Origin of the sequence: Adhaeribacter rhizoryzae (genome assembly GCF_008629685.1) — a bacterium.
In the GTDB taxonomy this organism is placed as follows: Bacteria; Bacteroidota; Bacteroidia; order Cytophagales; family Hymenobacteraceae; genus Adhaeribacter; species Adhaeribacter rhizoryzae.
Genome location: NZ_VWSF01000005.1, coordinates 58525 through 71258, shown reverse-complemented (window position 1 = coordinate 71258; position 12734 = coordinate 58525). Strand labels below are relative to the sequence as shown.

Here is a 12734-nt window from a genome sequence, read left to right as displayed (position 1 = left end):
AAAGGACTGGTAGCTAAATGATTAGTTAAGCAGGAGAATTAATAAGAAGACCTAGCTTATAATCTATAAGTTCCCCAAAAGCAGGAGACCTAAATACTTAAATGTTACAATAATATTTAAACGTTAACATAAGCTAATACCAGTATTTAAAATAGCTTTTTCTTTCTTCGGAATATAGCTTTTTACCCCTTAAGGGTTTTATGATTTAATACTTAATAATTTAGGGTAAGCAGTTATAAACGAAAGCAACTAATTAATTATCCAGTTCACCTTTTTAGGCAATCTTATTTTCCAAGCTTTTTTCAGTTCTAAGTTCAGCCAAAAACAAAATTTTTCGTAAATCCCAAATTCATCCTTAATACTATTCTTTTATGCAGCAAATTAAACAGTATTACCTTTTTGTAGTGTTCTATATAGGTATGTTTAGCCCTGGCATTTTAGTAGCCCAGGAAACCGATACCTTAAAAAAATACCAGGATTCCGTATTAGTTCCCTCGCAAAAAGCGCCGTTTTTTAAATCTAAAATTTTTAAAGCTACGGTGGTGCCCGCCGTTTTAATTGGTTATGGTTTAACCACTATCAAAGACAATGGCCTTTATAGCAGTTACGATGCCCAGAAAGATCTTCAGCGGCATTTTCCTAACTTTCATACCCGGGTAGATGATATTTTGGTGTTTGCTCCTTTTGCCGAACTGGCGCTGGCAAATTTGCTCAATGTTAAATCTAATAACGATTTTTTAAATACCGGTTTGGTAATATTAAAGGCTGAAGCTATTAACGGCATTTTGGTATTGGGATTAAAAAACACCACGAATCAGTTGCGGCCAAATGGCGAAAATCGTTATTCTTTTCCATCGGGCCATACTGCCCACGCCTTTCTGGCGGCCTCTATTCTGCACACCGAATTGCGCCACAAAAGTCCGTGGTACGGCATTGGGGCCTACACCATTGCGGCCAGTGTTGGCGGCCTTCGCATGTTAAACAACGCCCATTGGCAATCTGATGTATTAGCCGGCGCCGGTATTGGTATTTTGTCTTCGCACCTGGCTTACTTGTCGCACCGCAACCGCTGGGGCCGGAAGCCTTCGGTCGTATTTATGCCTACTTACATTTACGGTACACCTGGAGTAGGTATGGTGTTAGATTTAACTAAAGTTAAAACCAAAATGTCGTTGCCAAACCCTTTGTAAGTAAAAAGCTGTTTAGTTTAGCTGTTTTGAGCAGAATACAACGCCATTGGTGGTGTTATCATCGCCAATTTTAAAGCGGCTGTAAAACTGTTTGCTGGTGAAAACACCCAGCAAAGGCAGCGCTTTGTTTATGACATTTTGATAACTGCTATTACGGAAGAGTTAAAAATAGAAATTTAAGCAATCCACACCTGTCATTCTGGAAATCCAAGGATTCGGGGAGGAAACTATGTAGCAGGCTGCCAAATAGGTTCTTCCTGAACGACTTAAGCTTGCAATATTTTTAGCTGCTTCGGCACAGCAAATATTGCCGTATATTGCTTTGCTCTAAATTGTGGCTTCTAAATTGTAGCAATAGTTTTCATTTTATAGCGTGCTCCGTTCTTTGTTAATCAAAACGGCCTTTTCTTTAAAAAAAACCCTACAAATTTTGCCATATTTCAAAGCTGGCATATAAATTCCGGATAAGTTTTTTTATAATCAAAAATAATTTATAGGTTTATCAAAATTTTCTATTTCACTCTTAAACACAAGCCTCTATGAGCAAATATGAAGAAGTAATCGAAACATTAAAATCGGCAGAAAAAAACAAAGAGCAGATTAGTGCAATCACTTCAACTTTAACCCGCGTAATTAACGAGCAGAAAAAAAGCGTTGAAGCTTTAGAAAAACTGTTATCAGAAATTGAATCGGGTAATGTAACGCCCGCTAAAAAACGCGGCGGTTACCGTGGACGTAGAAAAAAAGAAGCCAGTCAGGAATCTCAATAATAAAGAAAAGGAAGCCTCAAAAGCTTCCTTTTTAATTTATAAACATTTTCATTTTAAAATTACAAAGCGACCAAACAGGTAATATATTTATTAATTTTTCTCTTTTCATTTTCAGGAACTACTAAATAAAGCAATTAAATTTTAGCCAACTTCGGCCACTTTACCTGAATAATTTTATACATACTTTTTTGATTACATTAATACCGGGTTTATTTGCTTTGGTTAAATAAATTAAAAAATAAACACCAACGGCTTTGTTGCGTTTAAAACAACACCAACTATAAATCAGGCTCAATATTATATTTATTGCTGTGATGCATATAAACTAAGCGCTTGTATAGCAGACTATTATTTGTAAATAGTAAAAGAACCAAATGGAAGACAAGATGCAATCTGAAACGCCTTACCAGTTGGCTACCTTTGCCGGTGGCTGTTTTTGGTGTATGGTAAAGCCTTTTGATAAATGGCCGGGGGTTATTAAAGTAATTTCGGGTTATACGGGCGGCCACGTAGAAAACCCAACTTACGAGCAAGTATGCTCCGATACTACCGGGCACTACGAAGCCGTGCAAATAACTTTCGACCCAAACATAATTTCGTACGATGAAATATTATCGGTTTTCTGGCAGCAAATAGACCCAACAGATGCCAGCGGCCAGTTTGCGGATCGGGGTTCTTCTTACCAAACGGCCATTTTTTACCACAACCCGGAGCAGAAAGAATTGGCCGAAAAATCTAAAATAGCATTAGCCCAAAGCGGTGCTTTTAATCGCCCGATTGTAACGCCAATTTTATCCGCTAAACCTTTTTATCCGGCCGAAGAGTACCACCAGGATTATTATAAAAAGAACCCGTTGCACTACCAGCGCTATAGCGTAGGTTCCGGACGAGCCGGTTTTCTGGAGCGGCACTGGTCAGGTAAATAATACATTTATCAATAACTGATATTGCGCAAAATTAAACTGTATAGTTCTCATTTGTCTTTGCAACCCATTTCAGTTATTCTGGGTATACTTGTATTCCCAGAATAACTGAAATGGATTAGTCAAACTTCTAATTGTTTGGCTTTTGCGTACTATCAATTAATTAATTTTATTCCTTCTCTTAATAAAAAAATATTATTCTGCTTCTACATTTGCTGGGAGCGGGTAATATTTTTTAATCCAGCTTATTAAAAATTGTTGGTTTGAAAATAAATTATTTGAACTGGCAGTTTTTGGCTTAATTCAATTAATTCTCTTCCTGTTTTTAGGGTGAATTCAATCTAATTTAATTTTCTTTTTTGATATTTAATTTTACCTTTTCTGTCAGCTTTTTCAAAGCTGTTTTGCTCAAATAATATATTTATTATGCCTTCAGCATTATTGGTCAAAAGCGCTATTGAGCCAATACTGCTCTTAAATCACTAATCCAGTCTCCTTTCATAAATACAATTATTTTTAAAAAATCTCCAGATTACTATTATCAAAAGCTGCTATATATAACTAATTTATTAAGCTATTTTTCAATATTTTACTTTACTTATATACACCTTTTGGCATTTTAATCGCACAGCAGCCCTAAACGAAAGTACAATTTTTTATTTTCAAAAGAAGTAAACTTAATCTGGGGCAGGGCCGTAAATTAAGGCCTACTTAACCGCTAATACCCGATGATAAATATTGCAATAGAATCTGAAGCTGAGGAATCAAAGAATGATAAAAAGACTGCTGCTCAGGCAGGTTCTTCATTCGTGATTCCGGTGGTAGAGGAACAAGCGCAAATTGGCAAGCAGGTAGTAGAATCGGGACGTTTACGCATTACCAAAAGTGTGCAGGAACAAGAAGAACTTGTGAACGTGGCGTTAACCCACGAAGAACACCAAGTAGAAAGGGTGCCGGTAAACGAATACGTGGATACCCCTCCGCCCCCGATTCGCTACGAAGGCGAAACCATGATTATTCCGGTTTTGCGGGAAGTAGTGCAAGTACGTTTGCTGGTAGTAGAAGAGCTCCGTATTACCAAAAAGCAAGTACAAACGCAGGTGAACCAACCGGTTACCCTGCTAAAAGAAGCAGTAAACGTGGAGCATCAAACCATTGAGCCGACAGATAGTGAACCGGCTTAAAATTTAGACCACCTTTTTCAACCTTTAAAAACTAAGTAAAACTATGACACAGACCGTAATAGGAATTTTCGACAATAGTAGCCAAGCCCAAACTGCTGTAACGCAGCTTACCAGCAACGGCATAGCCCGCGACCGTATTGATGTTTCGGACCGCAGTAGTTATAATAATAATACTACAACATCTGACCGGTATGATGATGACCGCGACGATGACAGCATTGGTGGCTTTTTCCGCTCTTTATTCGGAGGCGATAACGACGACGATGCCCGCAAATATTCTACTGCTGCCCGGCATGGTTGCGTAGTAACCGTACATGCCCAAAACGATGAAGAAGCCCGTCGGGCCGCTGAATTATTAGATGATTATGGTGCCGTAGATGTAGATGAGCAGGCTGCCCGTTATGGCTATTCCGGTACTTCTGATAGGTTAAGTACTGCCGGCAGTTCGCTGGCTTCCGGAGCCGGTATTACCGGTATGCCCAATACCGCTGGTACCACCAATTCCGATACTGATTTTAATCGCACTAACTTAAACGATGATTTTAATCGTACGAACTTAGACGCTGATTATAACCGGAATAATTTAGACACCGACTATAACCGTACTAATTTAGATACTGATTTTAACCGCACCAATCTGGATTCGGACCGCTTAGATGCTGACCGCTCTATTCCGATTATTGAAGAAAACCTGCAGGTAGGCAAACGGGAAGTTGAAACCGGTGGCGTACGCCTGCGGAGCCGGATTATTGAACGTCCGGTAGAAGAGCATTTGCGCCTGCGCGAAGAACACGTAAACGTAACCCGCAACCCGGTTAACCGGCCGGTTGGCGATAACGAACTAAATACTTTCCGGGAAGGAACTATTGAAATGACGGAACATGCCGAAGTGCCGGTAGTGAACAAAGAAGCCCGGGTGGTAGAAGAAGTTTCTTTAAACAAAGAAGTACAGGAGCGCGACGAAGTAGTGCGCGATACCGTGCGCAAAACCGAAGTAGACGTAGAGAACCTAAACCGGAACAACCTGGATACGGATGTGCGCAATACCCTGGATACAGACTTAGACGACCGGAACCGTTTAGATTTAGATAACGATCGCAGAAGAACTGACTTGGACGGAGACCGTTCAACTGCTTTATAATAACAGCATAATATTTTTTTAAAAGGTGACGGCTTTACAAAGGTCGTCACCTTTTTTTTGCCTGAGTTTTATTAAAGCAATTTCCTGAGCCCGATATACCCAATATTTAACCGACGCTACTTTTATTCCAGAATGGTGCTCCGCTTCTTTTTACCTAAACTGTTTGGAGCCAATTATTAATTATTCAGCGTTAATTCGTAATAATTAAATAAATTCGGGCTTAAGAATATATTACACTTTAATCGGCGGCTTACCTTTAGTTGCTGCTTAAAGTTTACCTTTTAATGTTTATGCTACTTTCTAACGTTCAAAAGCATTTCTGCTCTTCACAACTAATTAAAAGTAACCTTTTACTTTCCCTGCTGTTTTTATTTACAACTCAGGTTTTAGCCCAGAAACAAACCATTATTCCAATAGAAACCCAGCACCATGCCCTGGCTTTACAGGTAGGCGCCGATCAGCGGGTAGGCATTACGTACTTCGGTAAAAAATTAAAAACGCCCGCCGAATACCAGCACGTACCCACCATGTACCGCCGTGGCGATGATTATTCCGGCATCCTGAATTCAGCTTATACCCCGGCGGGATCCCGCAACCTGGTAGAACCGGCCATTCAGGTTACCCACTCCGATGGCAATACTTCTTTGGATTTGCAGTACGTGAGCCATAAAGTGCAGAAAACCGATAAAAACGTAAGCACCACTAGTCTGGTGCTCCGCGATCCGCAACACCCCTTAGAAGTAACTTTATTTTACAAAGTTTACCACGATGAAGATGTCATTGAGCAATGGTCGGTAATAAAAAATAACCAGCAAGGCCCGGTTACGCTGCACAAATACGCTTCGGCTAACCTGTACCTTTCCGCCGATCGTTATTACCTGAAACACTACCACGGCGATTGGGCCAAAGAAATGCAAACCCAGGAAACCCAACTAACCGCCGGCATTAAAGTGCTCGATTCTAAACTGGGTACCCGCGCCAACCTGTACCAGCCGCCTACTTTTATGGTTTCTTTAGATAAACCAGCTACCGAAGACGAAGGCCGGGTATTGTACGGGTCGGTAGAATGGTCTGGTAATTTCAGGGTAGATTTGGAAGTAGATCCTTTAAATAATTTGCGCATTATTGGCGGTATTAATCCGTTTGCCTCGGCTTATACTTTAGCTCCTGGCCAGGAATTTACTACCGCTTTGTTCCTCTATACTTACTCCGAAAAAGGCAAAGGCGAGGCCAGTCGTAACCTGCACCGCTGGGCCCGCAAATACCGCATTCTGGACGGACAAGGCGATCGCCTTACGCTCCTGAACAATTGGGAAGCCACTTATTTCGACTTTAACGAACCCAAACTCGCCGAACTGATTAAAGATACCAAAAAATTAGGCGTAGATATGTTCTTGCTCGACGACGGTTGGTTTGCGAATAAATACCCGCGCAACAACGATAAAGCCGGCCTCGGCGATTGGCAGGAAAACGTACAAAAACTGCCGCACGGCATTGGTTATTTGGTAAAAGAAGCCAAGAATAACGACGTAAAATTTGGTATTTGGGTAGAGCCCGAAATGGTAAACCCCAAAAGCGAACTCTACGAACAACATCCCGAATGGGTAATCCGGCAGCCGGGCCGCGAAGAGCACTTATACCGCAACCAGTTGGTGCTGGATTTGAGCAACCCGCAGGTACAGGATTTTGTGTTTAACGTGCTGGACAACATCATGACCAAAAACCCCGGAGTAGCCTTTTTTAAATGGGATTGCAATGCCGTAATCTACAACGCCCACTCTACTTACTTAAGAAACCAGTCGCATTTGTACGTCGATTATGTAAAAGGCTTGTATAAAGTGCTGGATCGGTTTCGGGCCCAATACCCCAAACTGCCCATGATGCTTTGCTCCGGCGGCGGCGGTCGGGTAGATTATGCGGCTCTTAAATATTTTACCGAATTCTGGCTTAGCGATAACACTGATCCTTTGGAACGCATTTTTATGCAGTGGGAGTATTCTTACTTTTTCCCGGCCATTTCGCACGACAATCACGTAACCGACTGGGGCAAACAACCTATAAAATTCCGCACCGATGTAGCCATGATGGGCAAGCTGGGTTTTGATATTGTGGTAAGCAAGTTAGAACCGAAAGAACTCCAATTTTGCCAGCAAGCCGTAAAAAACTACAACTCCATTAAAGAAGTAGTATGGCACGGCAATTTATTCCGGTTGGCCAACCCGCACGAAAATGATTTTGCTTCTTTAATGTATGTAAACGAAGCTCAAAACCGGTCCGTAATGTTTAATTACATGGTCGGTAACCGTTACGGCGCTGGCACCGGCTCCCCAATTAAATTAAAAGGCTTAAACCCAGACAAAAAGTACAAAGTAAAAGAGCTTAATCTTTATCCCGAAACCCGGACGCCCATAAAAGAAGACGCAATTTATTCCGGCGACTACCTCATGACCGTAGGTTTTAACCCGCAGTTAAGTACCCGCCGCACCAGCGTAATATTAGAACTAACGCAGCAAAAGTAATTCTAATAAGAACTGCAAAAAGAAAAGGCCGGTTTTAGTTTAAGACCGGCCTTTCTTTTTTGGGTAATTTTTAATTTATACCAAATTTAAATGATTGCTGCGCTTTAAATAAAGCTAAGGCCGTACCACCCAATGCTGTCATTCTGAAAGAATCTTGCCAGCAGGCAGCCAATAAGATTCTTTCAGAATGACAGCATTGGGTAGGTATTCTTTAGAAAATATTAATAAGAAAGTTAATGCGCTATTTCAATTTAATATACATTAAATATAGCATTTGCTTAACCAAAGTCGAGCTGAAAAATTCTTACGCCACATCACCTTTCCGTTTAGTCTTCGTTCCTCTTCTTCATCTCTTTCCATTATTACCAGCACCAAGTTCAAACTAATTTTCTTTTAGGATTATTCAATAAATGCGTTTAAACTCAATAGGGCCATATTATTAATTAGTATTAAAATAATTATAAATACTGTTGAACTTTTGAAACAAGAATTTTATTTAATCTGAATAACAGCAGACCTATAAGCTTACTACTAAGCAGTTTAAAAAAATTTATATTAAAAAGGTCAGCTTCGGGCAAGCAAACGCTAACCAATATATATTTTAAATGAAAACTGGTTCATTACTTTCTAACTTAACCCTGTACACATTTTTAATTTTTATCTTTTTTGCTTTTTCTTCCTCAAATGCTTTTGCTCAATTAATTGGTAAATACGAGTTCACCGGAGTTTCTACACTTCAAACCCAAAATGATTTTTCTGCCGTAACAGCCCAACCTTATTATGCAACTTTTAGCCCATTTAGAAGAGAAGTGGTGCAATGGTGGCGCGGCGATAACGTGTATAACTCGCGCGAATGGGCCAAAACACCCGAAGATGAGCGTTTTATAGAGTTTACCGTTACGGCTAAGCCTGATTACGCTTTGCTACTAACCTCGCTTAGTTTCGATAATTACCGCACCGATGCCGGCCCTACTAATGTTAGAATTACGCACAATGGGAGCGGCAACTTCAATACCGAATCGTTTGACTTTTCGCCACTGGAAAGCAAATTAAGTAAAGCCACCTGGGATTTTACCGATATAATTATTCCTGAAGGCAGGTCTGTTACATTCCGGATTTACGGGTATGGTGCCAGCAGTTATTTAGGTGCCTTTCGGGTAGACAACCTAAGTTTATTCGGCACCCCTATTCCGCGCATTAAATTAAACGAATTACACTACGCCAACACAACGGTTACTAAAACCGGTTTTATAGAACTTGCCGTTCCTAAAGATTTTACCAATCTTAATTCAGTGCAAATAAACCTATATAACAGCACTGGCGAAGTTTATAGTACTTTTAGCTTAAGCAACTTTAAAACACCACCAATGGGTATTGTGGAAGATGATAAAATATATTACCTCGATATACCAGCGGGCCTGGTTGATGGACAAGGAGGTATTGCTATCTCTTCTGGCAAACATATTATTCAGTTTTTATCTTACGGCGGCGAAATTACAGGTATATCAGGGCCGGCAAGCGGCCTGAAAAGCCAGGATATTGGTACAACCGAGAACGCTGCCGATGGCCCTGACAACTCGCTTTACCTGGCGCTAAAAAATAATGCGAATTTTGCACCGGGTACCTGGGGCCACAGTTTTGATAACAGCAACACCAAAGGCTTTCCGAATATTGATAACTCGGTGCTGCCCGTTGAATTAATATTCTTCAAGGCGCTTGTATCTGCTAAAGAAATAATACTGAGTTGGGCCACGGCTATGGAGAAAAATAATGAGCAGTTTGTCCTGGAAAGAAGTCAGGAGGGAATTTCAGATTTTAACCAAATTGGAGTTGTTAAAGGCAACGGCGATTCTAACTCCGAAAAACAATATAGATTTGCTGATAAAAAGCCCCTGCCCGGTACCAGTTATTACCGCCTAAAACAAGTTGATTTAGACGGCACCATTACGTACTCGCCCGTAATAGCAGTAGAAGTTAAGCTTTCACAACCATTAATAAATCTCTATCCAAATCCAGCTACAGATATTTTGAACGTAGATTTAGGAAATTCGCAGGCTTACAAAGAAATAAATGTACGCATTGTAAATGCACTGGGGAAGGTTATTTACCAGCAATCCGCTACTAACCCAAACACCCACGCTATGGCGGTTCCGGTCGCTGCTTTGCCAGCTGGCACTTACTATCTGGTAGTTATAAAAGATAATACCCAGGAAAGTAAAACCTTCGTAAAACGATAAATATTCTTTTACAACTAAAATTTTACTCTTTAACTTAACAGGATAAACCACCTAGTTGTAGTTTATCCTGTTAGTTTTTTTATACTTAGTAACGGGTGTTAGGCAAAGGTTTCTTGTAAATAGTTTAATAGGCCTAAACATTCCACTTTTGTCATTCAGGAGGAAACTTTTTGGCTATCTACTAAATAGTTTCCTCCTGAATGACAGGTGTGAATTCGAAATACCGAAAGTTAATATTTCACTACTGTTGGGTACCATCCGTTATTAAGCTGTAACCTGCGCCTCTAATTATTTCTCACGTTATTTCTCACGAATTGCTATTACTCCCGGTTCTTGACTATTAAATTAGCCCGTAATATTTAGAGTTATCCAGCATGAAGCTTAATTTTTTTCCTATTCTTTTTTTATCGCTGCTTCCGGTACTTGGTTTTAGCCAGCAGCTTACCGTGCAAAGCTTTCCTTTAAACGCGGTTAAACTGCACGAGAGTGCTTTTAAAAAAGCCCAACAAACCGACCTCAACTATATTTTGGCCCTTAATCCGGATAGGTTGCTGGCGCCTTACCTTATTGAAGCGGGCATTAAACCAAAAGCTGAACAATACGGCAACTGGGAAAATACGGGACTGGATGGGCACATTGGCGGCCATTATTTATCGGCGTTGTCTTTGATGTACGCGGCTACGGGCAACCAGGAAGTAAAGCAACGGCTCGATTATATGATTGACCAACTGGCCGCCTGCCAGGAAAAGAACGGCAACGGCTACCTGGGCGGTGTGCCCGGCGGAAAAGCCATGTGGCAAGATATTGCCCAAGGGAAAATTGATGCCGGTACTTTTTCCTTAAATAAAAAATGGGTGCCCTTGTACAATATTCATAAAATTTACGCCGGTTTATACGATGCTTATCAGTTTGGAGCTAATGCCAAAGCCAAAGATATGCTGGTGAAGCTTACCGATTGGTGTTTGAACCTAACGGCCAACTTATCGGAAACGCAAATACAGGAAATGCTGAAAAGCGAACACGGCGGCCTGAACGAAGCCTTTGCCGATGTAGCGGCTTTAACCGGCGACAAAAAATACCTGGAACTGGCCCGCAAATTTTCGCACCAAAATATTCTCAACCCCTTACTAGCCAAAAAAGATGCTTTAAACGGTATTCATGCTAATACGCAAATTCCGAAAGTTATTGGGTATATGCGGGTTGCCGAAGTTGCCGGCGGCGAGGCCTGGGCCGATGCCGCAGATTTTTTCTGGCAAACGGTTGTGCAGCACCGGACTGTTTCGATTGGTGGGAACAGCGTGCGGGAGCATTTTCATCCGGCCAATAATTTTTCTTCGATGCTGGAATCGGTAGAAGGGCCGGAAACCTGCAATACCTACAACATGCTGAAACTTACGAAGCACTTATTTCAGTCTAAACCCAATGCTGATTATTTAGATTATTACGAACGAGCCCTGTACAACCATATATTATCGTCGCAGCACCCTGAGAAAGGCGGCTTTGTATATTTTACGCCCATGCGGCCCCAGCATTACCGGGTATATTCCCAACCCCAGGAAAGTTTCTGGTGCTGCGTAGGTTCCGGACTGGAAAATCATGGCAAATACGGCGAACTGATTTATGCCCACAACACCAAATCGCTTTTTGTAAACTTGTTTATTCCGTCGGAGCTTACCTGGCAGGAAAAAGGACTTACGCTCACCCAGGAAACTAAATTCCCCTACGAAGAAGCAACGGCGCTAAAATTAAAGCTGAAAAAATCGCAGAAGTTTGCTTTGCAAATCCGCTATCCGTCGTGGGTAGAAGCCGGTAAATTAAAAATACAGGTAAATAATAAAGCAATAAATATTACCCCTGGGGCAAACGGCTACGTTGCCGTAGAGCGCAAATGGAAAACCGGCGATGTGGTTACAGTTACTTTGCCCATGCAAACCAAAGTAGAAGCAATGCCGGATAACTCACCCTGGGTTTCGTTTGTGCATGGCCCAATAGTACTTGCGGCAAAAACGGATACTACAAATCTTAAAGGGCTGTGGTCCGATGCTAGCCGGATGGGGCATATTGCCAGCGGGCAGCAGTACCCCATTGAAGAAGCGCCGATGCTCGTTTCTAACAATACCGATTTAGCCGCGGCGGTGCAGCTAGTGGCGGGCAAACCTTTAACCTTCCGGGTTTCTAATTTGCTTTACCCCGCTAAATACAAAAGTTTGGAATTGGTGCCTTTTTACCAGATACACGAAGCCCGCTATATGCTTTACTGGCCCGTAACTACCCCCGAAAAACTGGAAAGCAACCGGAAAGCCATCCGGGAAAAGGAAGCGATCCGGCTAGCTCTGGAGGAGCGCACCGTCGATCAGGTAGCCCCTGGCGAACAACAACCCGAGTCGGACCATAACTTTCAGGGCGAAAAAACCGAATCGGGGGTATTTAACAACCGCCATTGGCGTCATGCTACCGGTTGGTTTAGTTACGATTTAAAGAACCCGAAGAAAGAAGCGCGTACTTTACAAATAACTTATTTCGGCGGCGATAAAAACCGCAGTTTTGATATTTTCGTGAATAATACACTCCTGCAAACAGTAAAACTAGATGGCTCGGCCGGAGACAAATTTTATGAAGTTGATTACCAACTGCCACCCGCAATAATAACCAAGGCCGGCAGCACGAATTTAAATGTAAAATTTGTAGCGCACCAAAACTCAACGGCCGGCGGTATTTATTATGTGCGGTTGCTTAAGTAAGTTTATGTAGCGCCTTCTGGGTATATGTT

General features: G+C 41.6%; 8 protein-coding genes. All 8 read left to right on the top strand.

Going from position 1 to position 12734, the window contains the following annotated elements; genetic code table 11:
• Positions 1-371 precede the first annotated feature (371 nt).
• Positions 372-1190, top strand: coding sequence for a phosphatase PAP2 family protein (locus F0145_RS08900; RefSeq protein ID WP_150088033.1), 819 nt, complete (start codon positions 372-374; stop codon positions 1188-1190).
• Positions 1191-1729: 539 nt separating this feature from the next.
• Positions 1730-1960 carry a hypothetical protein gene (locus tag F0145_RS08895; protein ID WP_150088031.1) on the top strand — a complete coding sequence of 77 codons (231 nt, stop codon included), beginning with the start codon at positions 1730-1732 and terminating at the stop codon, positions 1958-1960.
• Positions 1961-2334: 374 nt separating this feature from the next.
• Entirely contained in the window at positions 2335-2886 is a 552-nt protein-coding gene (msrA, locus tag F0145_RS08890; RefSeq protein WP_223815909.1) for a peptide-methionine (S)-S-oxide reductase MsrA, read from the top strand.
• A 725-nt stretch (positions 2887-3611) separates the two neighbouring features.
• Positions 3612-4067, top strand: coding sequence for a YsnF/AvaK domain-containing protein (locus tag F0145_RS08885; protein ID WP_150088029.1), 456 nt, complete (start codon positions 3612-3614; stop codon positions 4065-4067).
• A 43-nt stretch (positions 4068-4110) separates the two neighbouring features.
• Positions 4111-5208, top strand: coding sequence for a YsnF/AvaK domain-containing protein (locus F0145_RS08880; protein WP_150088028.1), 1098 nt, complete (start codon positions 4111-4113; stop codon positions 5206-5208).
• 290 nt (positions 5209-5498) lie between these two features.
• Positions 5499-7727, top strand: coding sequence for an alpha-galactosidase (locus F0145_RS08875; protein ID WP_150088026.1), 2229 nt, complete (start codon positions 5499-5501; stop codon positions 7725-7727).
• Between the two features lie 605 nt (positions 7728-8332).
• On the top strand, positions 8333-9964 hold the full coding sequence (locus F0145_RS08870) for a T9SS type A sorting domain-containing protein (RefSeq protein ID WP_150088024.1): 1632 nt from the start codon (positions 8333-8335) through the stop codon (positions 9962-9964).
• 374 nt (positions 9965-10338) lie between these two features.
• On the top strand, positions 10339-12705 hold the full coding sequence (locus F0145_RS08865; protein ID WP_150088022.1) for a glycoside hydrolase family 127 protein: 2367 nt from the start codon (positions 10339-10341) through the stop codon (positions 12703-12705).
• Positions 12706-12734 lie beyond the last annotated feature (29 nt).